The sequence below is a fragment of the Streptomyces sp. NPDC050422 genome (assembly GCF_044458665.1).
In the GTDB taxonomy this organism is placed as follows: domain Bacteria; phylum Actinomycetota; class Actinomycetes; order Streptomycetales; family Streptomycetaceae; genus Streptomyces.
Window position 1 is genome coordinate 60,423 of sequence record NZ_JBITIE010000027.1, and the last position, 24,961, is coordinate 85,383.

The following is a 24,961-nucleotide window of genomic DNA, read 5'->3' on the forward strand; positions in this document are numbered from 1 at the left end:
CCACTCGCCGTATGGGCGGCCGATACGACCGTCCCCGCCTGACGCTCAAAGCCCTGGCGTGACGGCCGAGTGCGATGGGCCGGTGTGTCAGTTCCAGCCGCCGTCGGCTTCGATGGTCGTGCCGGTGATGAAGGACGCGTCCGGGGAGAGCAGAAACGCGACCACGGCGGCGATTTCGTCAGGTTGGGCCAACCGGCCGAGTGCGCTCATGGAGCGGATGAGCGCGGGAAACGGCACATCGGCGAGGGCGGGATCGACGTAGTTGGGGGCATAGTCGGCCATGCGGGTGGCGGTAGCGCCTGGGGCGACCGCGTTGATGGCGATGTTCCGCTCGGCCAGCTCGGGAGCGAGATTGCGCACCATGGCCGGAACGGCGGCCTTGCTTGCCGCGTACAGAGCATGCTGACGAACCGCCAGGCGCACACTGACCGAGGAGCTGAGCACGATCCGGGCACCGTCGGTCATCGCCGCCACTGCCGCCTGGGTGACGAACAGCTGACCGGCCACGTTGGTCCGGAACACGCGGTCGAAGTCGGCCTGGGTGATGGTTTCCAGCGCTCCGAAGTGCTCGACCCCGGCATTGCCGACCAGCAGGTCCAGGCCGCCGAACTCGGACACCACCGCGCCGACCAGCTCGTGGGTCTGCGCCCTGTCACCGATATCGGCAGGGAAGGCCGACGCGGCACACCCGCTGTCACGGAGTTCACCGACGAGCGCCTCGGCCGCCTCCTGATCGGATCGATAGTTGACCGCGACCGTGGCCCCCTGGGCGGCGAGCCGCCGCACGATCGCGGCGCCGATACCGCTGCTGCCTCCGGTGACCAGGACCCGCTTGCCTGCCAGGCTCGATGTCGATGTCATCGCGCTACCTACGTTCTCTCTCTGTCTTCTCCGGATGCGAACGGTCCCTGGGTCGCGCTGCCCGTCCCTTCGACAAGCCACCATCTGAATTAGTCAGGAACGTTGACTACTGTACATACGGCAGCGCCGACCGCAACGGCAGCCGGCGTGCGGTCGCCGAGGGGCGGACGGCGCAAGCGGAACGCGGCGGGCACGGAGCCGCGCACGCGCCACCGCGGCCGGGGCCGACGGCGATCCGGCCCGGCGGCGTTGACGTAGGGTGTGAACCTCGTGGGATCAGGTGGGCGACGAAGTCGAGAGCGGTATGGACGACGAGCAGCGGGTTGATCTAGGGGTGTCGTTGTTCATCCCGTACCGGTACACCGAGGACCGGATGTTCCGGGCCCTGCAGGACGCCGGGTTCGACGACTGGACCCTCGCCCAGTGCCGGGTGTTCCAACGCGTCGCCCCGGACGGATCACGCCTCACAGACCTCGCCGACCAGGCACAAATGAGCAAGCAGAGCGCCGGCGTGCTGGTCGACCAGCTGGAACACCTCGGCTACGTCCGCCGGATCCCCGACCCTACGGACGGCCGCGCCCGGTTGATCGTGTTCGAGGAACGCGGCAGGCGGGCGATCGCGGTGGCCTCGGCGACACTCGACGAGATCCTCTCGGAGTGGAAGGCCTACCTGGGCACCCGCAACTTCACGTTGTTGCACCAGATCCTGGATCAGCTCCGCGAGATCACCGATCCCTACGCGCGGTAGACCCGGCCACGCCGACCCGCCCGCCTCTGATTCCCGTTCGCCCCGAGCCGCCAGGTGGCTCGGGCGCCGGCGAGCTTCGACTCCACCGTGGCATAGTCAGTTTAATTGACTTGTTCGTCAATTAAACTGACGATAGGGTGCGGCTGCCGCGAAGCGCGATCTTCCGAACAGGGAGTGAGGCGTGAACGACAACGCCGAGCAGAGCGATCCACTGGCCCTACCTGAAGGCCAGGTATAGGCGCCGGCCGCACCGGTCGCGACCTTGGAGGAGGCCAGGACGAGTTCACCGGAGGAGGCTCCGGCGGCCTTCGCCCATCTCCAGCCAGGTCTCGGCATACCGGCGCGCGACGGTTTCGGGATCCTTCCCCGACGGCCCGCCGATCCGAGCACTGGAAGGACAGTCCGGGTTCGCCTCGGGGGCTTGACCCGCTGACGCCGGTCAAGGATGCCGGTCCCCGGAAATGGTTCAGGGCTGGTTTCGGATTTCTCCCAAACCAGCCCTGAACTGCGACTCTTTCGAGTCGGGACGACAGGATTTGAACCTGCGACCCCCTGACCCCCAGGAGTGAGAGTAAGGGTACTTTGTAGACATAGCGGACTTAATCCGCGCGCAGAGAGTGCACATGACGACCTGTCGTGCACGATCGTGAATGGCGTGTGGTCCCCAACTGGTCCCCAAGACGCACCTGCCGGGGCCGCTACGTGTCCCCGTAGGCCGAGTAAGCCGGCACTGTCGGCCCCGGCCGTCCCTCCCCGTGGGTCAGCCGGACTCGGCCAGACCCAGCGCCACGTCGACGATCATGTCTTCCTGGCCGCCGACGAGACCCCGTTCGCCGACCGCCACCAGGATGGAACGGACGTCTACGCCGTATCGCTCCGCAGCTGTCTCCGCATGACGCAGGAAGGAGCCGTACACCCCCGCGTACCCGAGTGTCAGCGTCTCGCGGTCGACACGGACGGGGCGGTCCTGGAGCGGGCGGACCAGGTCGTCGGCGGCGTCCTGCAGTGCGAACAGGTCGCAGGCGTGGTTCCAGCCGTTGAGGTTCGCAACGGCGATGAACGCCTCCAGCGGGGTGTTGCCCGCGCCCTGACCGGCGAGCGAGGCGTCGACCCGGGTGACGCCCTCCTCGACCGCGATCATCGAGTTGGCGACCGACAGCGACAGGTTCTCGTGCGCGTGCACACCGATTTCGGTCGCCGGGTCGAGAACGTCCCGGTAGGAGACCGAGTTCTCCTTCGCGGTCCACGACTGTGCCGGGGTGGAACGCGCCGTCGTCGGCCGCCCGCTGGCATCCAGCGCCGAGGTCGCCAAGCCGCTCGGAGGCTCCGCCAGCGGCGCGCAGAACACCAAGGCCATCACGATCGAGGTGCGCAAGGACAGCGAGACCAGTCAGTTCCCGCTGGTCGACGTGCTTCAGACGCTCCCCTTCGCCAAGGACTACGACTTCCGCCACCCCGGCGAAGTGGAGAACGTGGAGCTGCGGCTGTTCCAGGAGGGCCGGCCGATCCAGATGGTCAACGTCCGGGTGCCGCGCGCGACACCGAAGGCCACGCCGATCCGCATGCGCGTAGTGATGCACGAGAACTACGCGATCACCGTGGAGGGCACCATCGGCGACACACCGTACCAAGCCAGCGTGCAGCTACCGTCGGATCGCGACATGCCTACGCCGGAGGCGGCCACCGACCTCACCCGGCGCTTCCAAGAGGGCCTTGCCGCGCTCTCGGCTGGCCAACGGTCCACGGCGTCAGCGCAGTTGAAGGTCGCCCGACATGCCTTCGACGAGGCGCGCGGGGACGTGGACCAGGCCACGCACGAGTTCGACCAGATGCGCCGACTCGTCGACGCCCTGGGCAAGGGACAGGGCGAACTGCGCCCCCCGAAAGCCGAGTTCGACAAGCTGGTGGAGGACTGCCGGGAGCGACACGCCCAGCGTCCGGCATTGATCTGCACAGGGCTGTCGGCGAGGAACGTCTGGCCCACGATCATGATCGTCACTTCTTTCGTTAACCGGACTTGTGATGGCGGGCCTGATCCTGCGCCGTGTCCTGCGTGTCCTTTGTGGTGTGGGTGATCGGGTTGACACAGGTCACCAGCTGGGTGCCGTCGTCGAACGTGCCCTCGACCTGGACCTGTGTGACAACCTCGGCCACCCCATCCATCACCTGGTCGGCCGACAGCAGCTGCTCCCCGATCGAGGTTGCCTCTGGCACGGACTTGCCGTCCCGGGCCGCCTCGAGCGCCGCCTCACAGATCAGCGCGATCGATTCGGGCACGTTGAGCTTGACCCCGCGGGCCTGCCGCCGCCGGGCGATCTCCGCTATTTGGTAAATCGCCAACTTGTCCTGCTCCCGCGGGGTGAGCATCATCGACGACGTATAAACCTCGGCCATGGCCACCCTCCTTCCCCACCCATCGCCCCTCCGGACCGTTCCCGGCGCGATTCCAAGCCCTCGGCGTCGGTCCCGCTCAGCAACAACCACCTCGGGCGCAACCAGAGAGGGTCTGTTCGATGAGGGGCATCCGACGGTGTAGGCGTCAGCGACGGGCAGGACCTGCGGCTCGGCGTATTCTGTGAGCCAGTCCTTGGCGACGTCGACGCTGGTGAAGAAGTGCACCTGGTTACAGAAAGCGGCGCCGTCCACCGTCGCGGACTTCACCAACCTCTCCGGGCTCGGCGTGCAGGGGGTCGTGGACGGGCACGCCGTCCTCGCGGGGCGTGAGGCCCTGCCGGAGAACTGGTCCCAGCGCCTACCGGCGCCCCTGGCCGAGGCGAAGCGGACGGCCGAGGAGGCGGGCCGCACGGCAATCGCGGTCGGCTGGGACGGCGCCGCCCGTGCGGTGCTGGAGACCGCAGACACTGTCAAACCGACGAGCGGTCAGGCGATCGCGAGCTGCGCGCGCTGGGCCTGACCCCGGTACTGCTGACCGGCGACACCGGGCCGTGGCCGAGAGCGTGGCCGCCGAGGTCGGCATCGCCCCCGAGGATGTGATCGCTGAGGTGCTGCCCGAGGACAATGTGAGCGCGGTCAAGGAGCAGCAGGCCAAGAGCCATGCGGTGGCTATGGTCGGCAACGGCGTCAACGACGCCGCTGCGCTGGCCCAGGCCGACCTCGGGCTGGCCATGGGCACCGGGACGGACGCGGCGATCCAGGCGGCCGACTGAACCTGGTCCGCGGTGACCTGCGGGTCGCGGCGGACGCGATCCGGCTGGCCCGGCGGACCCTGTCCACCATCCACTCCAACCTGTTCTGGGCCTTCGGCTACAACCTGGCCGCCCTGCCTCTCGCAGTCCTCGGCCTGCTCAACCCGATGATCGCGGGCGCGGCCATGGAATCGGTCATCATCGTCCTGATCACTCTGGTGGTGTTGGCCTTCAGCGTGCTGATCAAGACCGTGCAGCATGATGCGCCGCCCTCCACGCCGCCCATCAACCTTGGATTGGCTGCATGTCCCGCCGGTCGGCGTGCAGACCCGCTCCTGAAGGAAGGCCCTGCTCATGCCGCAGATGTCAAAGGCCGGGCTGTACATCGTGATTCGGCGCGACCAATTGCGGCGTGCGTTCGGGGGTCAGGCAGTGATGGTTGCGCTGTCGCCTGCGGTGACGGCGAATGAGGCGCCGCTGACCATCCGGGCGTGTTCCGAGGCGAGGAACACGACGACCGGTGCGACGTCAGCTGGATCGATCCAGGGCACCCCGAGTGGGCTCTTGGTCGTGAGCAGCTGCTTGGCGGTCGCCTCGTCCTGGTGCGGGTCTTTGTTCGGTTGGCCCCCGGCGTTGCTGATCGCTTGGGCGTAGCGGTCCTCGTGCCTGGTCAGAGGCGTGTTGATCAATCCGGGGATGAGGGCGTTGACGGTGATTCCATGCGGGCCGAGCTCGAGGGCGGCGGACTTCACCAGCCCGATCAGTGCCCACTTGGAGGCCGAGTAGGCGGATCCGTTCAGCGTACCGTGCTGGCCCTGGGTCGAAGAGGTGACGATGATCCGCCCCGCGCCACGGTGCACAAGTAGGGGCGCGAAGACCCGCAGGATGTTCGCGGTGCCGTTGAGGTTTACGTCGATCTGGTCCTGCCAGTCCGCGTCGTTCATCTCCAGCAGCGGCTTGAACGCCTGGATCCCGGCGTTGGCGAAGACGATGTCCACGCCGCCGAACTCGTGCTCGATCTGGCCGGCGGCGGCGTGGATCGCGTCGATGTCACGCTGGTCGGCTTCGACAGCGAGCCATCTGCCGCCGGCCCGGCGCACCAAGTCGCCGGTGTGCGCGAGATCCTGGGCGGTCGCGGGAGGATAGTCCAGGATCGGGCTGACCGGCCCGGCGATGTCGATTCCCGCAATCCAGATACCCTGACGCGCGAGGGCGAGCGCTGCCTGCCGGCCGATGCCCCTGGCCGCGCCGGTAACCACCGCGACCCTCGGCCCGGTGTGCCGGCCTGGAGGTTGGTCCGTCATGGCCACTCCTGATCTCTGCGGCGAGTCCCGCGTGTCTGGCGGTGGTTCCAGTGTCACGCCGCGAGCGCCCAGCGGCGAGCGCGGGCCGTTGGGTGGTGCACAGCTGACGGGCCGTGCTCGAGCAGACCCCGGCCCCGCACCTGGAGCACACAGCCACGACGCTCGCAGTGTGGCCGCACAGTCCGCTAGTGAACGTCGACGGCTGGCACCTGCCCTCCGAGCCTCACGCCGCATTGTGAAACGATCAGCAAACGGTGCCGGCGGCCCCCGTCGAAGTCGTCCAAGCCTGATGCCGGGCTCGGACGTCACCGGCCTGGGCGCGGGTGCCGTCTCCTGAACCGCGACAGCCCCGACAGTACGGTTCTCACAGGGGCCGGCACGTGCTCGTCCAGCCCCTGGACCTGCTCCTCAGTGGCCCGTTCTGCTTCGGCCACCTTGTCCTTGTCGACTCCGGCGAACACCATGATGTCGATGGCTACCGTCCGCACCGCGACGCGGACGGCGTTGGAGTACGTGTCGTGACCGCTACCAGGCTCCGTCAGCGCGCGCAGTACGCCGAGCGCGATGCCCACCGCACTCCGGCGGGTGCCCAGATCCCCGAGCACGAGGCCGAGTTCGCCGACGGCCCGGGAGAGGTCACGCACCGCGTCCGCCGTCGCGGGCTTGGGGCGGGTGGCACCTGTGTGGGCAGTCATGGCAGTACGCGTGAGCGTCAGGCAACTGCCCCCGAGCAGGACGAGCTGACCGGCGCTCACGCTCTCACGCAGAGCCGGCGCCCCCCGCTTGCGCCAGATCAGCGAGCGGCCTGCGGTCCGGATGCTGCGGCTACGGGTCTTGTCGAGGTCGACGAGCTCTTCCCGTGCGGTACGCAGGCGGTCGAGTACTTCCTGGTCGCTGAGCGCGCGATCGCGGTGCCGCAGGGCGAGGGCCGCGAGATCCAGCGCCTCGGCGAGGGCTCTCAAAGTGGTTACCTCGGCGCGGCGCAGGAGCGCGATGGGCTCCGCTGGAAACACGATCTGGCTCGTCAGCAGCGCCACGCCGGCGCCGATCAGCGCGTCGGTAAGCCGTTCGGGCCCGGCTTCCGCCTTCGAGGTGGCGACGGCGAGGATGGCGCTGACTGCCGCCTGTGCAACCACGATCCGCTCACCACCCAGCAGGAGCGCGAGCAGCATGGCCATGAAGGTGGCGACCGACAGCGCCCCGTATCCATGATTGCCGAGAACCGTGAGCCAGAGTTCGGCCATCAGGATGCCGATAACGACCCCGAGCAACAGACGCACGGCGTTCGCACCGCGCTCGCCCCGTGAGGCGTTGAGCGCGACGACGGCCGCCACCGGTGCGAAGAGCGGCTCGTGGTGTTGCACGAGGTGTCTCGCGATCAGCCACGCCACCGTTGCCGCGCCCGTCTGCTGGAGGACCGGCCAGAGGCCGGCCCTGACACGCTCCCGGGCAGCGGGAACCTCACGCACCGCGGCGCGGAGCCGCCGACGCACCCCATCGTGCGCATCCACGGGCCGGCGTCAGCTCGATGCCGGACCGGCCTGCGGGTTCCTGCCGAAGCGGGATTGCAGAGCGGTGTCCACCTCGTTGAATTCACGGTCGCGGGTCTCGGGCACATAGCGGCCGACGAACCACAGGGTGAACGCGACGACCACAGCGAAGATCCAGAATGTCTCGCCCTGGCCGATCACATTGGCGAGCGGCAGGAACACTAGGCTGACCACGAAGTTCGATGCCCAGTTCACGGCGGTGGACGCGCTCGAACCGGCAGCGCGAGCCGAGGACGGGAAGATCTCACCGATGAGCACCCAGAACACCGGGCCGAGTCCAACGGCGAAGAAGGCGATGTAGAGCACCATGAACAGCAGTGACAGCAATGAGTTCATGCCCACTACGTACGAGAATCCCAGCAGAACGAGCATCGCCAGCATGCCCGTCAGCGAAATGAGCAGCAGTGGGCGGCGCCCCATTCGGTCGATCAGCTTGATGGACACGATCGTCATGACCAGGTTGATGACCCCGATCGCCACCGAATAGAAGATTGAATTCGACGCCGAGAGACCGGTTTTCTCGATGAGGGTCGGTGCGTAGTAAATGATCGTGTTGATTCCGCCGAACTGCTGCGTGGCCGCCAGCGTGAGACCCACGATCAGCGCGGGCCGGACACGGGGCGCCAGCAGGGTCCGCCAGTTCTTTTTCTGAGCTTCGCCCTGCTTCTCGTCCGGGCGGCCCTGCTGGGCGCGCTCGATCAGATGCGTTGCCCGTTCCTCGTTGCTGACCGATTCGATGACCTTCCGGGCCTTGTCCACCCGGCCCTTGAGGATCAGCCACTGCGGCGATTCGGGCAGCAGCCACACCGTTCCCGCAATCATCAGCAGAGCCGGGATCGCACCCACGGCGAACATGGCACGCCACTGGCCACTGCTGGAAAAGGCGAGGCTGACGAGGTATGAAATCAGGATGCCGATCGTGATCATGAGCTGGTTGAGTGTGAGGAACCGCCCGCGCAACTCCGTCGGGGAGACCTCCGAGAGATAGATGGGAACGGTCGCCGAGGCCGCACCGACCGCCAGGCCGAGAACGATGCGGCCGATCAGGAGCGTCACGTAGCCGGGAGCGAACACGAGAATCGCGGTCCCGCCGATGAATACCAGCCCCTCGATCGCCAACGTTTTCCTGCGGCCCAGCCGGTCCGCCATCCGCCCCGCCCCCATGGCTCCGAGCATCGCGCCGATAAGCAACACACTGACAATGCTGCTCTGCTCGAAAGAATTGAGGTGGAAGTCATTCTTGATGTACAGCAGCGCCCCGGATACGACACCCGTGTCGAAGCCGAAAAGGAATCCGCCGAGCGCGATGAAAAGTGCCCAGAGGCGAACCTTCCGCACACCTTCCGGGGGAATCTCTGAAAGAAGGCCCTCGGTCCCCGGTTCCCTGGAAAATCCCTGCACCATGCCGAATTCCTACCTTCTTCAGCGCCCGGACATTCGAGCAATCCCTGGGACGAAAGGAATCACAGCCCGGAGCACACCACCTGCCTGGCGAGCCGATCGGGGCAGGGCCGTTCATCACCGGGCAACGAGGGAGCACAGCCTGCTGTCGCTGCGCCGCGCGACGAGCGGGGCGGCGAGTGCCAGTACAGTCCGGGCCCGGGGCCCGGGGCGATGACCGTCGGGCGGGCCGGAGGCGTCCGTGCTGGCTGCACTGTGGGCCGCCGCAGGACCGCTGAAGCCGGTGCGGGTGCAGGGCGCGCTGGGCAGGTCCTTCGCCCTTGATGGCAATCCCGTCCCATTCTGTACGAGAGGGGCGCCGTTACCCGCGCCACTCCGGTTGGAGGTACGCCTGCACGGCCGCCGACGACGGGTATGGGGGCCGACCGCCCGGCAAACCGGGACACCCTCGAAGCCTCGCCCGTTGCCCTTGTCGGTCACGCCTGCTTGATCGCGGAGATATCGAACTCCATGACCACTTTGTCTCCTACCAGAACACCGCCGCCTTCAAGAGCGGCGTTCCACGTCAGGCCGTACTCCTTGCGGCTGATGGTGACGGTGCCCTCGAAGCCCACCCGCTGGTTACCGAAGGGGTCCTGGGCAGCACCGGTGAACTCGAAGTCGATACTGATCGGCTTGCTGGTGCCCTTGATCGTCAGGTCTCCGGTCAGCCGGAAGTGGGTGTCGTCCACCTGCTCGGCCTTGGTGGAGGTGAAGGTGATCTTGGGGTGGTTGGGGGCGTCCAGGAAGTCGTTCGTACGCAGGTGTCCATCGCGGTCGCCGTTACCGCTGTCGATGCTGTCGGCCTGGATGGAGACCGATGCACTCGACTTGGCCGGGTCGGACCCGTCCAGGTGCAGAGTGCCCTCGATCTCGTGGAACGAGCCGCGCACCTTGGTGATCATCGCGTGCCGCGCTACGAAGCCGATCCGGGTGTGCGCGGGATCCAGCACGTACGTACCGGTCAGGTCGGCGAGGGCAGGCGTGGTCATAGGGTGCTCCATCGGGGTCGCGCGGGAGTGGGTTCCTCACGCTAAGCCGGACCGGCTCCCCCGAGGGTGTGGCCGCGCTCCGTCCGGCCCTCGGGTCATTCAGATGGGCTACAGGGACGGCGACCGACCGCGATGACATCGGCCGCCGGCTGGTCCTGACGCGGCGCGCACTCGAAGGCGATCGGCGTTTCTCTGCGGACCGTCCCGCATCTCTGTCAGTCCACCGGCCCCGTTGCTCGGCGGGTGCCTGGTCGCTCGCCGACGATGTACGTGCTGGGACGCCTCCATGCGGCCCGAGCATCCGTACCGGTCCTCATGATCGTTCGTTGTGAACGCTGCCCCGCCTGCGTCGTCTCGGCGACTACGCCCATACGCATCCGCCACATCGACAGGCTGCCGTGGAGGCGGCGGATCGCCGCCCGGGCAGGGCACGATGGGTCGCCCATTGCGGTCGCAGTGTCCGCGTCGACGACTCGCCGAGGAGCATCCGTGTGGCATGACATGTTGGGTATTCAGGTCCCGATCGCGGAAAAGGTGCTGCGTACTGTCCTCGTCTACGTGGTCATCGTGGCGCTGTTCCGCTTTAGCGGTAAACGTGGCCTGGCCAATCTGAATACGTTCGACTTTGTCGTGATCTTCCTCCTTTCCAATGTCGTACAGAACGCCATCATCGGAAAGGATGACAGCCTGCTGGGCGGGGTGATCGGCGCCGTCACGCTGGTCGCCCTGAATGCCTTGCTGAACCGCTGGCTGGCTGTTGACTCGCGCGCGGCCCGCATCGTGGAGGGCACCTCCACGACCGTCATCAAGGACGGCTCGATCTCGAAGAGCGCGTCCAAGCGCCTGGCGCTGCGCACGTCGGAGCTCGAACACGCGGTGCGACTGCAGCAGGGCGAGGCGGTCGATGATGTCGCCCTGGGGCGTCTGGAGCCGGATGGCCAACTGGTCATCGTGCTCAAACCGTCCAAGACGCAGGCGAGCCGTGGTGACATTGCCAGGCTGGAGGAGCGGCTCACGACGATCGAGAGCTCGCTGCGGTCGGGGACCACCGGTTCCCACGGAGGGAGCGCGGAGCGGGAGGGCTCTCCATGACAGCGGCCGCAACCCCCTGTCACAGGCCCGGGAACGGCTCCGTCAGGGAATGGAGCACGTGGTCGGCCTTCGCGGCACGCAGCTCGTTCGCGCTGTAGTGGCCGCTTGCGACCCCTATCGCCGTCGCGTTCGCCGCGTGCGCCGCCTTGATGTCTCGCGGCGTGTCGCCCACTACGTACACCTCGTCCCGGCCGAGAGCCTGTCCATGCAGCCGGGCAGCTTTTTCGACAGCCATCCTCGTCACCTCGCCCCGGTCCGGGGAGTCCGAGCCGTAGGCGCCGAACAGGAAGTAGCGGCCGAGCCTGCCCGGTTCCAGCTTCGTCCTGGCCGCGCCCTCCATAGCCCCCGACGTCAGGCCCAGAATGACGCCGGCGTCCGCCATCCGCTGCAGGATGTCCTCGGCGCCTTCCAGGATCCGGTAGCCATCGGACCGCCAGACGTCGTCCGCCAGGTGCGAGAGGTAGGCGGCGAACAACCGGTTCATCTCGTCAGGGCCGGCGTCCCGGCCGAGCACCCCGCGAAATGTCTTCCGGCCGACCTGCGGATCGGTCTCACCGGCCGAGGTGTGCTGACCGATATCGGCCGACACACCGTGCAGTTGCTCGAACGCCCGGGCCCAGCTGCGTGCCCCCGAACCGCCGGTGTGGACCAACGTTTCATCGATGTCGAACAACACCGCGATAGGGCCCATATTCACGTCCCTCCATTCCGTTGCCACGCGCGGCAGGACTTCCCCTTCAGGATGGAGGTACCGCGGCTCCTCGGCGAGCGGTGGGGCAATGCCGGCCTGCGCAGGATTGGCTGATCGCGACAGCACGGTGGAATGGCATTAGCGTGAAACTGCGGCGTGGCCGGCCATGCCGCCTGTGAGTCAGCGGTCTGGCCAGATCGGCAGGCTGGACAGCCCGGACGGACCGGAGAGCCGTATGTACGGGGAGAGTGAGCCCCGGGAGGCCGAGATGATACCCCTGTCGTCGGGAAGCCAGCACCTGATTCACCACGGCGAGCAGGACGTGCAGCTCACCGAAGTCGGAGCCGGCCTGCGTTCGTACGCGGTCGGAACCCGGCAGGTCATCGACGGATACTCCCGCGCCGAGATGTGCACGGGCGCCCGCGGACACTCCATGATCCCTTGGCCGAACCGGATCCGTAGCGGCTCCTACAACTGGGCGGGTACCCCGCATCAGCTGGACCTCACCGAGCCAGAGGCTCTGGGTGCCATCCACGGCCTGACCCGGTGGGCTTCCTGGCAGTGTCAGGAGAGCCACGTGGACGGGGCATCGTTCGGCCACACCCTCCATCCCTGCCCCGGATGGCCATGGACACTGGAGTGCCGCATCGGTTACGCCCTGGACGACCACGGCCTCACCGTGACTACCACGACGACCAACCTCGGTCCGACCGCATGCCCCTACGGAACGGGAGCGCACCCCTACCTCGCCGCGGCGACACGGAGCATCGACACGGCACACGTCCAGGTGCCCGGCTCGGTCTACCTGCCTGTCGACGAAGCCGGAATTCCCACCGGCCGACAGCTGGTGGATGGGACAGCCTATGACCTGCGCGTACAACAACCGCTCGGCGACCGGCAGATAGACGTGGCCTACACGGACCTGCACCGCGACGAGTTCGGCCGTGCTCGGGTGAGGCTGGCGAACCCCGACGGCTCTGCCGTTGCGCTGTGGGCGGACGAGACGTATCCGTATCTGGAGATCTTCACGGGTGACTCGTTGCCGGAAGCAGGCCGCAGGCGCACGGGGCTGGGCGTGGAGCCGATGACCTGCGCGCCGGACGCGTTCCACTCAGGTGCCGGGCTGATCACTTTGCAGGTAGGGCAAACGCACCGTTCGCGTTGGGGCATCGACCCCTACGACTGAGTTCGACACACCGACTCACGGGGTGCCGCGCACCGCGTATGCAAGGAGGACGTGGATATGAAGGCCATCACTGTCGTACCCGGCGAGCCCGAGGTGAAGATCAGCAACGTCGACGAACCAGGCCCGGAGCACGGATCGTTGCTCGTCGAGGGCCAGCTCCTCGGCATCTGCGGTACCGACATCGACATCGTCGACAAAGGCTACGGTGCGCCGCCGCCCGGACAGAAGCGTCTGCTCATCGGGCACGAATCCCTGGGAAAGGTGCTTGAAGCACCGACGGACAGCGGATTCGCACCAGGAGACCTGGTCGCCGGCATCGTGCGACGCCCCGACCCCGTACCCTGCGGGCCCTGTTCAGTGGGCGAGTGGGACTTCTGCCGCAACGGCCTCTACACCGAACGCGGCATCAAAGAGCTGAACGGCTTCGGGTCCCAGCGGTGGCGCAGTGAACCGCAGTACGCGGTCAAGCTCGACCCCGCCCTCGGCGACCGGGGAGTCCTGCTGGAGCCCGTCTCGGTACTCGCCAAGGCATGGGAACAGACCGAACGCATCCTGACCCGGTCCTCCTGGAAGCCCAAGGTTGCCCTCGTCACCGGCGCCGGGCCGATCGGCCTGTTCGCCGCCATGCTCGGTGTCCAACGAGGCCTGGAAGTACACGTCCTCGACCTCAACGACAGCGGACCCAAACCACAGCTCGTCGCCGACCTCGGTGGAACATTCCACACCGGCGACGTCCGGGACATCGGCCTGGAACCCGACGTCGTCATCGAGTGCACCGGTGCTGGTTCACTCGTCTACGCACTGACGGAAGTAGTCGGGGCCGGCGCCGTCATCTGCCTGACGGGGATCTCCTCCGGCAGCCGGAAGGTTGCCGTGGACCTGGACGCGACCGCCCGGGAAATGGTGCTGGAGAACGGTGTCGTCTTCGGCTCCGTCAACGCCGGCCGCCGACACTACGAACAGGCCGCCGCTGCCCTCGCCAAGGCCGACCCTCGCTGGTTGGATCGTCTCATCACCCGCCGGGTACCGATGAGCGGTTTCGCCGACGCGCTGCACAAGCGCAGCGACGACGTGAAGGTCGTCGTTGACCTCCAAGCCTGACACCGGCGGCACGGGTGCAACGTCGAAAGCACGCCCGATATGCCCGAGGCGGAAGGGGCAACCATGAAAATCAACATGGTGGGAAGCGGCAACATGGGCCGGAGCATCGCCGTCCGAGCACTCACCGGCGGCCATGCCGTGCGCCTCGTCAATCCCAGAGCCGCCAGCCCGCACCGGTCGCCGACGAGTTGAACAAGCGCTTCCCGGACGGCGTCGTTGCATCGCCTCCTCGATCGGGCAGGCCGAACTGACCGTGTTCACTCTGCCGTACGACGCCGCCCTCGAGGTCTCGAAGTTTGCCAGGGCCGACCTCTCCAACCCCGGCGATTTCACCACCATGGACTCGCTGTCGACACCCCCGGCACCTCGGCGGCCGAGCAGATCCAGCAGAACGTGGGCGCGGACGTGCAGGTCGTCATGGCTTCGATGGTCGTGGTCCGCCTCCACACGGTCGTCTCCCGGGAGCTCGCCGCCACTCAGCCCGCAGTGCTGACGGTGGGTTCCATCCACGCGGGTACGACCGGCAACGTGATCCCGGATTCCGCCGAGATCCAGCTCAATGTGCGCACCTACGACGAGGGCACCCGCAAAGACGTCCTGGCCGCCGTGCGCCGCATCGTCAGAGCCGAGTGCACGGTCGCCCAGGATGTTCCGGGCATCCACAGCGCCCGCTTCGCACCGGTGCTCCAGCCGACACTGGCCACCTGCGCGCAGGTCCTGGTGGTCGCTTCCCTGATCCGGCTCGCGAAACCCGATGGCGAACGACGCTTAGACGGCGTCCTATGTGGTGAGTCGGATGAGTCGTTTGTAGCAGCAGAGTGCGGCGGCGAGTCCGAGAAGGGCCAGGTAGTTGCCTGGTTGGCGTTCGTAGCGGGGGCTGAGTCTGCGGTAGCCGGAGAGCCATGACATGGTCCGCTCGATTACCCATCTGCGGCGACCGAGTCGTTCGCTGGACTCGATGCCCTTGCGGGCGATGCGGACGCCGATGTGCTTGCCCCATAACCATTTCCTCAGGTGGGGGACGTCGTAAGCCTTGTCGGCATGGAGGCGTTGGGGCTTGAAGTAGCGACCGCGGTGCGGGTCGTGTCTCGTTTGGTGACCCTTCACCATGGGCTTCAGTGCGAGGCTGTCGTGGACGTTCGCGGCGGAGATGCCGACGACCAGAGGCAGTCCGTTCGCGTCCGGCAGGACGTGCATCTTGGAACTCGGTTTACCTCGGTCCACGGGGCTCGGACCTGCGTGTTCGCCCCCTTTTTTGCCCGCACGTGCGCGGAGTCCAGGACGACGCGTGAGACGTCGATGATGCCGGCATCGTCCAGCCGGTGCAGGACTGCCTCGTGGAGACGGCCCCACACACCGGCTCTCGACCAGATCATGAACCGCCGTTGAACCGTAGACTTCGACACCCCGAAACACGGCGGCAGCGCCCGCCAGGAACACCCACTGACCAGCACACAGATGATCGCCGCAAACAGCGTCTCATCAGGCGTGTTTGCGGTGCCACCACCCTGCGGCCGTACCCGGCCCTCCGGAATCAATGGCATGGCGATCTCCCACAGCCCATCCGGAACAATCCAACTCCACGTCCCCTGCACCATGGGCAGCGCATACCCAACTCACCACATAGAACGCCGTCTTAGAAGTCCTCTCAATTGGTGAGCCTTCGGTAGCAAATGAGGGTGCAGGCGATGCTCGTGAAGGCGAGGAATTGGTCGGCTTCGGCTCGTAGCGTCGGTGGAGACGGCGGCAGCCGGCGAGCCAGGACATGGTGCGTCCTACGGTCCAGCGGCGACCGCTCAGACGCTGATCGCCACGCCGTCGAGCAGGTCGAACGCCGGACCGGAGGTCTGGCGGCTCAGGTCGAGGACGAACGCCAGCATTGTCCCGGCGGCGGCGGTCGCCAGGTACGTGTAATCGGTCAGAGCCACCGGGGTGCCGTGCTGCAGCAGAGTGTCGCGGATGACGCCGCCACCCAGGCCCGAGACGATGCCGATCGTGAGGAAGCCGAACAGGTCCAGATGACGGCCCCGGGCCAGCACCCCGCCGAGCACGCCGTTGACGAAGACCCCGGTCAGGTCCAGCGCCCGCGTCACCTCAGCCACCTTCTCCGGTGACAACCAGCCGCTCACGCACCCACACCTCCTGCCTTCCGTCAGCGAACCACGGTGCGCGGCCGCCCGCCCGTCGCACATGGCAGCAGCGGGTGGGGATGGTCACTGAGGCCGCACCGACCGCCAGGCCAAGGACGATGCGGCCGATCAGAAGCGCCACGTAGCCGGGGGCGAACACGAGGACCGCGGTCCCGGGCAGGTCTCCCCGGCGGAGTTGCGCGGGCGGTTCCTCACACTCAGCCAGCAGCGAGCGCCACTGCCTGCTGAGCGATGGGGCCGGTCACTGTGGCGCGGTGCACTCGGACCCCTCACATTGCCTGATCGGAGGACCCGAGATGCCACTTGTGTACCTAGACATCGTTGAAGGTCGCTCGCCGGCCGAAATCCGGACTTTACTCGACGCCGTCCACGAGTCTCGTAGAAGCCTTCGAGGGCACCGACGGACGACCGCTACCAGGTTGTGCGCAGCCACCCGGTCAACGAGATCATCGCACTGGATACGGGCCTCGGGATTGCCCGCACCTCGCGGGTGGCGATCATGCACATGGTCAGTCAGAGGCGCGACCGCGCAAAGAAGGAGCGATTCTACGCGCTGCTGTCGCACAACCTCACCCGCAACTGCCATCTGGACCCTGCCGATCTGGTGGTCTCCGTCAGTGAAAACGGCGACGAGGACTGGTCCTTCGGATACGGCCGCGCCCAGTTCCTGACCGGCGAACTGACCTGAGCGTTCGAACCCGAAGCAGCGAATCTGTTCGTTCTCGGCTGTTCTCCTCCCGCTACGAGCGGTGCCGGTGCAGCGTGTGTATCCCGTCGGGGTCGACGTTGCCCAGGCCCGCTTTCACCAACACCGACGAGGACGCGGGCCCATACTTCTGCGAGGCCCTGGTACTCGGCTCGGCCCCGGAGACCGGCCACACCGACGTGACCATTCACCGGCTGTGCGTGCAGGGCAAGGACGAGATCTCCATTGGGCGCGGGCAGCAGTATCCGGATGTCGAAGCCGTCGTCGTCGGCCTTGTGTACGACCTCCTGGCAGGGAGCCGCGTCGGCGGTGGCGAAGGACCGGCTCGATCGGGTTGCGCACCGCCTCGGCCATCCACTGGGTGAGCTTGTGCGGCTCCGACTCCAGCATGATGCCGACGCGTTCGCGGCTGGCCAGCAGGCCGACCACGATGCGGACGCCCGGGTAGCCCTTCACGTTCTCGAACATCATGGCCGGGCCGAGCTGGGTGGGGCGCTCGACGGTACCGCCCGCGCCCACCCGCTTGTAGACACCGGCGAGTTCGCCCATCGGATCGATCGGGTGGTCGGTGGTGTGCAACTGGCCGGGGTAGTTCTTCAGCCGGTCCAGGACGGAGCGCAAGTCCCTTACAGGGGCAGTCTGTTCGGACACGTCAGACACATGGGGACACCTCAGCGTTGGGTAAGAATCTTGATCGCGCTGGACCAGTTCAGGCCGAGCCGGTCCTGCAGCGTCATGTGCAGGAATTGGAAGGCCTCCAGCTCCAGGGCGCGGCGCAGCGGTCCGGCGTCGATGGGGCGCAGGCCGCCGCTCTTGACGAGTTCGGTGACTGTCGCCTTCGCAGCGTCGTCGTCCGCTGCGAGGAACACATCCAGGGGCTGCCCGGCCACCTCGCCCGCCACTAGCGTGCCCGCAAAGGTCGTGTTGAAGGCCTTGACGAAGCGGGCCCGTGGCGCCTCGGCCGCGACCAGGGTGACGGCGGCTATGCCGGGCGGGGTGACGAGTGAGTCGAAGGTGGAGAAGTCGACGGGGTTGCAGATGTCCACGACGACCTTCTCCGCGAGGGCCCGCGCGTGCTCGCGGGCCACGGCCTTCGCCCCCTCGAACGGCAGGGCGAGCACGACGATGTCCGCGCCGTCCAGCGCGTCGAAGTCCGCGCCGCTAGCGCCCGCGCCAAGGTCGGCGGCGAGGGCGTCCGCCTTGGCTCGGGCGCTGTCCACGAGACGGACCCGGTGGCCGCCCGCGAGGGCGCGGGTGGCGATGCCGCGGGCCATGTTGCCCGCACCGACGATCGTGATCTCCATGGTTGGCTCCTTCTTCCGTTAAGGGCGTCGTGCCCGGGCCGACCCATCGTTGGAATGCGGCCCCGTGTGTGTCATGTGGTGCCGGGAGCGGTACCGTCCGAGCCGGTGAAGCCGCTCCGACCGGTCAGTCCCCCGGCTGCGGAAGGGCATTCAGGTCGGCGCGCGCGGCGGCCAACCCCTTCCAGCGCCGTGTGTGCGGCGCGGGCAGCGCGAACTGGTCCAGGATCCGGGCGACGGTGTGCTCGACGAGGTCGCCGGTCGAGGCAGGGTTGGTGTAGAAGGCGGGCGTCGGCGGTAGCACCACCGCGCCCATCTGCGACAGGCGAGCAGGTTCTCCAAATGGATTTCGCTCAGCGGGGTCTCGCGCGGCCAGCACGAGGCGTCGGCGCTCCTTGAGCGTGACGTCGACGGCCCGACCGATCAGCCCGTCCGCGCATCCGGTCCTGATGCCCGCGACTGACTTCATCGAGCATGGCGCGATGATCATCCCGTCCACCGGATACGAGCCCGACGAGATCGCGGCCGCCTGGTTCCCCGGCCCACACACCACGTCGGTGAGTTTGCCGACCTCGCGGGCGGTAGGGGCTCTCCAGCTCGATCGTCGCGCGCGCCCACCTCGAGAGCACCAAGTGGGTCTCCACCCCGTCGAGTTCGCGCAGGGTCTCCAGCAGGCGGACACCGATGGGCGCGCCGCTGGCGCCGGTCATGCCGATGACAAGTCGCATAGCGGACCTCACTGCCCGCTCGTGCCGGCGGTGCGGGCGCCGGCACGCTCGGCGGAGGCGGCCGAACCGCCCTCCCGCCAGGCGTAGTAGTCGGTCTGATCCAGGCCGACGAAGCCCAGGAGCCGGGCGCCGTGAACTCCTCGAACATCCGCTCAACCGTCTCGGGAATGTTGCAGTATGTCGGGATCATCGGGTAAACGACCGCCCCGGCCTCCGTCGCCTGCGTCATGTTCCGGAGGTGGATCAAGTTGAACGGGGTCTCACGCACGCACAGCACGAGCGGCCGCCGCTCCTTGAGACACACATCCGCGGCCCGCTCCACGAGCGACGACGACTGCCCCTGCGCGATCCGGCTCACCGCACCCAGCGCACACGGCACGACGATCATGCCCCAACTGGGGTAACTGCCCGAGCTCAACGGCCCGGCCCAGTCGTCGGGATCCCACGCGTACACCTTGCCCGACGGCCTGCCGAGCACGGCCCGTACGACGTCGTCACTCTCCGAGCCACCGAACTCGTGGGCGATCAGCTGGCGGCCGTTGGCCGACACCAGCAGGTCGATAGGGCCGACCCGCTCGTCGCGGTCGAGTGCAGCCAGGACATACCGGGCAATGCGGGTGCCGGCGGCACCGGTCACGGCCAAGGTGATGCTGCGCTGCTCCGGTTCTGCCATGGTGAGTCGCCCTCCGAAGGCCGAGGTCAGGACATTTCTCCCGAGGACGTACGTACCTCTGCCATCCTGCGGGAGGCTGCGGATGTCCGCATCCGGAAAGGTGACTCGCGTCACCACGGCTGGGGGCGGCCCGGCCGGCGCAAGAGCGGCTGAACTGCGGCCCACGCACCCTTTCCGTCACGGCTTCGGCTGGGCGAGTACGACCGGCTCCGACGGGCCCACCCGGATCGCGTACTCCGGCTCGATGCGCCAGCGTTGGGAACCGTAGCCGCGCCGGCCATTGATACTGCGCTCGTGTACTTCCCGTTGCGGCAGAAGTCCCACTCCCCGCGCGAACGGGGCTCACCCGCACGGGATCGGGGAGCCGCACGATTCCCACCACCCGGCCTCCGGGGGTGAATCCGCTGTTCGGCGGCGCCGACAGCACGATGCCGAGCGATTCGTGGTCCCACCAGCAGCCGGTCCTGTCCCGGCGGGGCGCACCGTAACCCTGCCCTGGTGCACAGTATCGGCGTCCTTGCCGCAGATGCCCCAGCAGATTGCCCTGGACCAGCAGAGCGCCCTCCGTCACCTCGGGGTCGGGGACCTCCTCGGCCCGCACATGGTCGGGTTCGCTGGGTACCACAGTGGTTGCCTTCAATACCCGAAGCGGGGTGGTTAAGCCCTAGGCCGTTTCGTTTGGATCACTCCCGCTGAGCGATGTGGGGTGTCCGTATGCCTCACCGCATCAGAGCCTGGCGGGGCAGCCGCAACATGCGGGGCACGCCACCACACGGTAGGAAGGGCATATGACTGCGTCTCGGGAGGTGGCTGCGGTGGAGTGGGCAACGGTGTCGACGGCTGCCGATCTGGTGAGGGCGACCCAGGCCGGGGTGCCCGCCATCGAGGTCAACGGTGTGGTCCGCGGAATGCCGATGGTCACGCTCGCTCCGGGAGTGCGGCTGCGTGGCGGCGTTCTGGAGTTCGGCGCCAAGGGCGTGCGGCTGACGCGGGACAACATCCTGGAGAACGTGACCGTGCACTGCCCCGAGCACGAGGCCGCGATCCTCAACGACACCTCCGTGGCCGACTTCGGCACTCTCGCACTGCGTGGGGTACGCACCACGGGCCAGGTACTGCTGCTCGCCCGGGACGCCGTGCGCTCGGGACACGTGGCAGTGGCCGACGTGGTCGTGGAGGCGGCTGACGTGCGCGGACGCGTCCAGCGTCCGCACGGCTTCGGTGTCGATGCGCTGCAGGGTGGCTTCACGCTGTGGAACCAGCAGCCCGACCCGGCGGTGGAGATTACCGCGGAGCTGCTCGGGGTGAGTGCCGGCAGCGCCGAGCGTCCGGTGCGCGGCAGCGGCGTCTTCGTCGGCGGGCATGGCGACTGGGGCGGGACCGCAGACGGGGGCACAGTGCGGGTGAGCACGCTGCGGACCGGGGAGATCCACACCGACGGCGGTATCCCCGCCGGGACACCGGACCTGATCAGCGGCGGGGTGTTCGTCATCTCGGGTGCTGTGGTCGACCACGTGCTCAACGCCGGACCGGTCACCACGTACGGGCAGAACGACATGGTGCTGGACAACTGGGGGCGGGTGCGGACGTGGACGGCGACCGCGCCGGTGACCTCGCACGGCCCCAGCGGGATCGGGTTCGTCAACTTCGGCGCCCTGGGCAGCCTCGACGTACAGGCCCCGATCACCACTCATGGTACCGGGGCGCGGGGCTTCAACGTCTATGACGGGTCCCTCGAACGCGCGTCGTTCGATTCGATCGCCACCACGGGTGACGGCTCGGTGGGTATCCAGGTCAGCAAGGAGCTGCCGCGGCTGGAAGTGCGTGGGGACCTGACCACTTCCGGAGGTATCGGACTCAGCCTGGTACGGGGCGTGCAGGTGGAGCTGGCCGCCATGGCCCTGAGCGTCAAGCCGGGCGGCCGGATCGGTACGGCCACGGTCGGCGGGCGCATCGCCACGACCGGGGACCGCCTGACGACGGTCGAGATCGACGGTGAGCTGGGGAGCCTGACGGTCACCGGCGGCATCCACGCAGCGGGGCGGGGGGCGGACGCGGTCCGGGTAGGCGTCGGTGACGTGGACTTGACCGGCATCGACATCACCGCCACCGACGGCCAGTCCATCGTTCACCGCGCCGCGAGCTGATCGCACCCGGCCCGCTTCAGCGTGCGGACGAGGGGTTTTCCTCTGGATCAGCGGGCGGACCACAGGAAGATGCCGGCGACGTGGAGTCCGGCCAGATAGATCGTTGCCGTCTTCTCGTAACGGGTAGCGATACCGCGCCACTGCTTGAGGCGGTTGATGCACCGCTCGACCGTGTTGCGCTGCTTGTATGCCTCACGGTCGAACACTGGCGGTCTGCCGCCCCGGCTGCCCCGGCGCAGCCGGTGGCCTCGCTGGTCCGCCGGGATGGGGATCACCGCCCGGATGCCGCGCTTGCGCAGATGGTCGCGGATTGCACGGGAGGAGTATGCCTTGTCCGCCAGGATCACGTCCGGTCTCGTGCGGGGTCGACCGCGGCGTCGAGGAACGCGCAGGCGAGCCATGACATCGGGAATGGTCGGCGCGTCACCGGCTTGGCCTGCGGTGAGCACGAACGCCAAAGGCCGGCAGCGGGTATCGGCCGCCAGATGGATCTTGGTGGTCAGTCCACCGCGGGAGCGGCCGATGGCGTGGTCTGCCGGTTTGCCGACCGGGGCCTCTTTTTGCGGGCCCCGGCAGCGTGCTGGTGAGCGCGCACAATCGTGGAGTCGACCGAGACCGCCCAGGTCAGGTCCTCCTCGGCGTCGGCCCGGGCCATCAACGCGGTGAACACCCGCTCCCATGTCCCGTCGAGGGCCCACATCCGCAGGCGGTTGTACACGCCTCTCCAGTACTTCGAGGGCAGGTGCACCCACTGCGTTCCGGTCTGGAACTTGAAGGCGATCGCGTCGATCACCTCTCGGTGATCCCGCCACCGGCCGCCCCGCTTGGGAACCCGGTCCGGTAGTAGCGGCTCAATCCGCGCCCACTGAGCATCCGTTAACGGCATACCCGGACCAACGACCGACTGATCCAAACGAAACGGCCTAGCTGAGCTCAGTGGTGCTGGGCCCGAACGACCTTCGGCGGTGTCCTACTCATGTACCAACCGTCGACGCGGGGCCCGATGAGGTCGGACGGCCAGCCTCCCAGCTCGACAGCGGCGTCGTAGACGGCGTCACCAAACGCCACGATGGCCTGATGCGGGTCGGCAGCCTCCCTGAGTTTGTCCCACGGCAGAAGGGCTAGACCGGCATCGGCGTTCCAGACAGCTCCGTCGACACCCCAGGACCGGCCTTCGAGGCCGTCCGGCTGAGGCCAGATGTAGGCGTACATACCGGGGCTGGGCGCCGTGGCATCCCCGAAGGAAAATCCCACCGCCACGTACCCCTCGAGCTGGGCGTTCTGCATGAACGTCGGACGATTGGGCGGTGGCTCGGTGGGCTGCACCCGGTGCCGCGTGGCGGACAGGTCGAAGCCGCCCCACATCACACCGACCCGGGGGCGGTGCCCGAGGAAGGGCGCCTGCCACGTTTCGAGCCCGTCGGCGGCGAGGTTCAACGCCTCCCACATCAGCACAGCCGCGCCAGGATCCCAGCCCCGTTCGACGTGATCGACCTCGAAAGTCGGCGCACAATCTGGAATCTCACAGATCAGCAAGGTACGCGGCCGGTGTATGCCCAGCTCGGCCGCTGCATCGCGGAACGCCGCATAGAACGTGGCGACTGATCCCTTTGACAAGGGCACCGTCCGCGAGCCCGCGTCGGCCTCGATGACCACGTCGCCGTCGAGCAGGCGGCAGTGCACCGTGAAGGTCACTCCTCGCTGCCGAAACGTCGGTGTCCTGAGCCCGCGGGGGGTGACGTCGAGGACGACGTTTCCCCAGCCGACTTCGAAGGGCTCGTCGAGGGTGTACTTGCCTGCGACCTGTACCACCCGGTTGACGTATCCGATCATGGACGCCAGATCCTCATGGACCAGCGTCGGCCACCCATTGCGACGTTCGCTCACGGAGAGCCTCCCAGTGTGTCGATGGGGTCAGGCCGAAGGCGACAGCCGACGACGGACAGGGTTAGTGGAGCAGTCGTTCCCAGTTCTTGGGCACCCTGCCCGCGGGGCCGGGGACGGGCTGGGCGGCCGGGTGCGAACTGGGCGGGGCCAGGGCGGGGCCGTCGTAGTACTCCTGGGTCCCGGTGTTCCAGAACCAGTCCTCGCCCGGTTCGAAGCTGGTCAGGAAGGCGTGCCCGGACTCGCGGGCGTGTCGTGTGGCGTGCTGCGCCGGGGAGGAGTCGCAGCAGCCGATGCGTCCGCAGGCGGCGCAACGGCGCAGGTGGTACCACCAGCCGGGGTCGGTACCCGCCAGGCATTCCTCGCAGCCGTCACCGCTCGGCGGGACGCCCGGATCGATGCCAGGTATCCGCTCGTCGGTCATATGCTCCTCCTCGGTCCAGTCCCCCGCTCAGCGTCCCCCGGGTCCGCGTCGCGCGCCACTGCCGGCAGAAGCGGTGCCGCCGCGGCACACCCGGTCGCACTGACAGCCGACTGGGCCGTTTCAATACCTTGAGTGATATTGCCTGGTGGTGGCTGCTCTGAGATGCAAAGCCGGGGGATGTGGACCGGGGCGAGTTGACGGAGTTCGTGCGTGATGCCTTCGGGTCGTCGCCGCGGCGGGATCAGCGGCGGTGGGGAGCCTGCTGCATGGTCTGCGCTCGGGCAGACGGAACCGATGCCCAATAGGTGCTCATCGAATCGACGAGGCCCTGGGACCGACCCAGCTCGCGCGCACCTGCAGGCTCGGCGCACCGATCATGACCGAGCGGCGGCAGTGGTCCATCGTGCGGGGAAGAAGCCGGGGCGGTCTCCGCTGCCGCTGAATGCGATGACTCGCGCGTGCGCCAGGACCTCGGGGGCGGAGGCGCGTATTCCGATCGCGTGGCCGGGGAAGGCCAGGAACGAGCGGTAGAAGTGGTCGATCACGTTCGCCGGGATGCGGTCGGCGTCGTTGTATGTCGACAACGGCGAGTCCAGGGCGAGGAAGCCCAGGTGCGGATGCCTGCGGTCCAGGCAATAGCGGCCAGAGAAATCGAGAACACGACATGCATCAGCGCCGCATGCCCCTCCCGCACTCACGTCCCCGCCGTAGGGGCAGTGGATGCCTGGGGGGCACCGGGCCTGGGGGGTGCCCCTATCTGTTTCGTCAACCCTGGCGGAGCTAATTCGTAGGGGTTCGTGCTGGTTTTCGGGAACGTGCCGCGAAGCGGGACGTTCC

The 24,961-nt window shown here is 67.7% G+C and carries 22 protein-coding genes and 7 pseudogenes; 10 read left to right on the forward strand and 19 right to left on the reverse strand.

The genetic code is table 11. From position 1 onward, the window contains the following. Nucleotides 1-87 precede the first annotated feature (87 nt). On the reverse strand, nt 88-861 hold the full coding sequence (locus tag ACIBJG_RS33715; protein ID WP_399313468.1) for an SDR family NAD(P)-dependent oxidoreductase: 774 nt from the start codon (nt 859-861) through the stop codon (nt 88-90). A 280-nt stretch (nt 862-1,141) separates the two neighbouring features. Between ACIBJG_RS33715 and ACIBJG_RS33720 the strand changes: the two genes are divergently transcribed. Further along, on the forward strand, nt 1,142-1,609 hold the full coding sequence (locus ACIBJG_RS33720) for a MarR family winged helix-turn-helix transcriptional regulator (protein ID WP_399313469.1): 468 nt from the start codon (nt 1,142-1,144) through the stop codon (nt 1,607-1,609). A 760-nt stretch (nt 1,610-2,369) separates the two neighbouring features. Here the strand turns inward: ACIBJG_RS33720 and ACIBJG_RS33725 are convergent. Beyond that, a pseudogene (locus tag ACIBJG_RS33725) lies at nt 2,370-2,831 on the reverse strand (4-hydroxy-2-oxovalerate aldolase); the annotation flags it as partial. A gap of 37 nt (nt 2,832-2,868) precedes the next feature. Here ACIBJG_RS33725 and ACIBJG_RS33730 point away from each other — a divergent pair. Then, nucleotides 2,869-3,684, forward strand: a complete 816-nt coding sequence (locus tag ACIBJG_RS33730; protein WP_399313471.1) for a hypothetical protein — start codon at nt 2,869-2,871, stop codon at nt 3,682-3,684. Here ACIBJG_RS33730 and ACIBJG_RS33735 read toward each other — a convergent pair. Further along, nucleotides 3,617-4,003 (reverse strand): urease subunit gamma, encoded by a 387-nt coding sequence (locus tag ACIBJG_RS33735; protein ID WP_399313473.1) that lies wholly within the window; start codon nt 4,001-4,003, stop codon nt 3,617-3,619. The genes ACIBJG_RS33730 and ACIBJG_RS33735 overlap by 68 nt on opposite strands. 250 nt (nt 4,004-4,253) lie before the next feature. Here ACIBJG_RS33735 and ACIBJG_RS33740 point away from each other — a divergent pair. Next, a pseudogene (locus ACIBJG_RS33740) lies at nt 4,254-4,961 on the forward strand (HAD-IC family P-type ATPase); the annotation flags it as partial. A 219-nt stretch (nt 4,962-5,180) separates the two neighbouring features. Here ACIBJG_RS33740 and ACIBJG_RS33745 read toward each other — a convergent pair. The 4 genes from ACIBJG_RS33745 to ACIBJG_RS33760 all read right to left on the reverse strand — a co-directional run bounded on the left by ACIBJG_RS33745 (nt 5,181) and on the right by ACIBJG_RS33760 (nt 10,041). Beyond that, nucleotides 5,181-6,059 (reverse strand): SDR family NAD(P)-dependent oxidoreductase, encoded by an 879-nt coding sequence (locus ACIBJG_RS33745; protein WP_399313475.1) that lies wholly within the window; start codon nt 6,057-6,059, stop codon nt 5,181-5,183. A gap of 305 nt (nt 6,060-6,364) precedes the next feature. Next, a complete protein-coding gene (locus ACIBJG_RS33750) occupies nt 6,365-7,570 on the reverse strand; it encodes an aromatic acid exporter family protein (RefSeq protein ID WP_399313477.1) in 1,206 nt (401 codons plus the stop codon). 9 nt (nt 7,571-7,579) lie between these two features. Further along, nucleotides 7,580-9,013, reverse strand: a complete 1,434-nt coding sequence (locus ACIBJG_RS33755; RefSeq protein ID WP_399313479.1) for a sugar porter family MFS transporter — start codon at nt 9,011-9,013, stop codon at nt 7,580-7,582. Between the two features lie 473 nt (nt 9,014-9,486). Then, entirely contained in the window at nt 9,487-10,041 is a 555-nt protein-coding gene (locus ACIBJG_RS33760; RefSeq protein WP_399313481.1) for a YceI family protein, read from the reverse strand. A 489-nt stretch (nt 10,042-10,530) separates the two neighbouring features. Between ACIBJG_RS33760 and ACIBJG_RS33765 the strand changes: the two genes are divergently transcribed. Next, entirely contained in the window at nt 10,531-11,133 is a 603-nt protein-coding gene (locus tag ACIBJG_RS33765; RefSeq protein ID WP_399313483.1) for a DUF421 domain-containing protein, read from the forward strand. 19 nt (nt 11,134-11,152) lie between these two features. Here ACIBJG_RS33765 and ACIBJG_RS33770 read toward each other — a convergent pair whose 3' ends face one another. Beyond that, nucleotides 11,153-11,950, reverse strand: coding sequence for an HAD family hydrolase (locus tag ACIBJG_RS33770; RefSeq protein ID WP_399313485.1), 798 nt, complete (start codon nt 11,948-11,950; stop codon nt 11,153-11,155). A gap of 49 nt (nt 11,951-11,999) precedes the next feature. Here ACIBJG_RS33770 and ACIBJG_RS33775 point away from each other — a divergent pair, with 49 nt between their 5' ends. The 3 genes and pseudogenes from ACIBJG_RS33775 to ACIBJG_RS33785 form a co-directional block, all read left to right on the forward strand. After that, nucleotides 12,000-13,010, forward strand: a complete 1,011-nt coding sequence (locus ACIBJG_RS33775; protein WP_399313488.1) for an aldose 1-epimerase family protein — start codon at nt 12,000-12,002, stop codon at nt 13,008-13,010. A gap of 57 nt (nt 13,011-13,067) precedes the next feature. Then, nucleotides 13,068-14,111 (forward strand): glucose 1-dehydrogenase, encoded by a 1,044-nt coding sequence (locus tag ACIBJG_RS33780; RefSeq protein WP_399313491.1) that lies wholly within the window; start codon nt 13,068-13,070, stop codon nt 14,109-14,111. A gap of 411 nt (nt 14,112-14,522) precedes the next feature. Then, nucleotides 14,523-14,876, forward strand: a pseudogene (locus ACIBJG_RS33785) (peptidase dimerization domain-containing protein); the annotation flags it as partial. A 15-nt stretch (nt 14,877-14,891) separates the two neighbouring features. Here ACIBJG_RS33785 and ACIBJG_RS33790 read toward each other — a convergent pair. Beyond that, a protein-coding gene (locus ACIBJG_RS33790) for an IS5 family transposase (protein WP_399313493.1) occupies nt 14,892-15,709 on the reverse strand; the annotation gives its coding sequence in 2 pieces (ribosomal slippage) (nt 14,892-15,370 and nt 15,370-15,709; 819 coding nt in all). Nucleotides 15,710-15,907: 198 nt separating this feature from the next. Then, a complete protein-coding gene (locus ACIBJG_RS33795; protein ID WP_399313495.1) occupies nt 15,908-16,240 on the reverse strand; it encodes a trimeric intracellular cation channel family protein in 333 nt (110 codons plus the stop codon). Nucleotides 16,241-16,679: 439 nt separating this feature from the next. Here ACIBJG_RS33795 and ACIBJG_RS33800 point away from each other — a divergent pair. Together ACIBJG_RS33800 and ACIBJG_RS33805 are read left to right on the forward strand one after the other, a co-directional pair. Continuing rightward, nucleotides 16,680-16,949 (forward strand): annotated as a pseudogene (locus ACIBJG_RS33800) (tautomerase family protein); the annotation flags it as partial. Between the two features lie 74 nt (nt 16,950-17,023). Beyond that, on the forward strand, nt 17,024-17,332 hold the full coding sequence (locus tag ACIBJG_RS33805) for a UbiD family decarboxylase domain-containing protein (protein WP_399313496.1): 309 nt from the start codon (nt 17,024-17,026) through the stop codon (nt 17,330-17,332). On the opposite strand, the pseudogene ACIBJG_RS33810 reads toward ACIBJG_RS33805, so the two are convergent. The 5 genes and pseudogenes from ACIBJG_RS33810 to ACIBJG_RS33830 all read right to left on the reverse strand — a co-directional run. Then, a pseudogene (locus ACIBJG_RS33810) lies at nt 17,331-17,627 on the reverse strand (UbiD family decarboxylase); the annotation flags it as partial. The gene ACIBJG_RS33805 and the pseudogene ACIBJG_RS33810 sit on opposite strands and share 2 nt — an antisense overlap. Before the next feature lie 11 nt (nt 17,628-17,638). Beyond that, complete coding sequence (locus ACIBJG_RS33815) at nt 17,639-18,271, reverse strand: NADPH-dependent F420 reductase (protein ID WP_399313498.1); 633 nt, start codon at nt 18,269-18,271, stop codon at nt 17,639-17,641. Between the two features lie 124 nt (nt 18,272-18,395). After that, nucleotides 18,396-18,950, reverse strand: a complete 555-nt coding sequence (locus ACIBJG_RS33820) for a UbiX family flavin prenyltransferase (protein WP_399313499.1) — start codon at nt 18,948-18,950, stop codon at nt 18,396-18,398. Beyond that, nucleotides 18,919-18,996, reverse strand: a pseudogene (locus ACIBJG_RS33825) (phenolic acid decarboxylase subunit B); the annotation flags it as partial. The gene ACIBJG_RS33820 and the pseudogene ACIBJG_RS33825, both read right to left, overlap by 32 nt. A gap of 148 nt (nt 18,997-19,144) precedes the next feature. Next, nucleotides 19,145-19,669 (reverse strand): annotated as a pseudogene (locus ACIBJG_RS33830) (UbiX family flavin prenyltransferase); the annotation flags it as partial. A 788-nt stretch (nt 19,670-20,457) separates the two neighbouring features. On the opposite strand from ACIBJG_RS33830, the gene ACIBJG_RS33835 reads away from it, so the two are divergent. Next, on the forward strand, nt 20,458-21,816 hold the full coding sequence (locus ACIBJG_RS33835; protein ID WP_399313501.1) for a hypothetical protein: 1,359 nt from the start codon (nt 20,458-20,460) through the stop codon (nt 21,814-21,816). 47 nt (nt 21,817-21,863) lie between these two features. On the opposite strand, the gene ACIBJG_RS33840 is transcribed toward ACIBJG_RS33835, so the two are convergent. From ACIBJG_RS33840 to ACIBJG_RS33855, 4 genes are all read right to left on the reverse strand, one after another. Further along, nucleotides 21,864-22,702, reverse strand: a protein-coding gene (locus ACIBJG_RS33840; RefSeq protein ID WP_399313509.1) for an IS5 family transposase whose coding sequence is annotated in 2 segments (ribosomal slippage) — nt 21,864-22,352 and nt 22,355-22,702 — 837 coding nt in all. Because the reading frame shifts where the segments join, the coding sequence is not laid out codon by codon here. A 47-nt stretch (nt 22,703-22,749) separates the two neighbouring features. Beyond that, complete coding sequence (locus tag ACIBJG_RS33845; protein WP_399313503.1) at nt 22,750-23,703, reverse strand: DUF5996 family protein; 954 nt, start codon at nt 23,701-23,703, stop codon at nt 22,750-22,752. A gap of 61 nt (nt 23,704-23,764) precedes the next feature. Next, nucleotides 23,765-24,124 carry a UBP-type zinc finger domain-containing protein gene (locus tag ACIBJG_RS33850; RefSeq protein ID WP_399313505.1) on the reverse strand — a complete coding sequence of 120 codons (360 nt, stop codon included), beginning with the start codon at nt 24,122-24,124 and terminating at the stop codon, nt 23,765-23,767. Nucleotides 24,125-24,498: 374 nt separating this feature from the next. Then, entirely contained in the window at nt 24,499-24,708 is a 210-nt protein-coding gene (locus tag ACIBJG_RS33855) for a hypothetical protein (RefSeq protein WP_399313507.1), read from the reverse strand. Nucleotides 24,709-24,961: the final 253 nt, after the last annotated feature.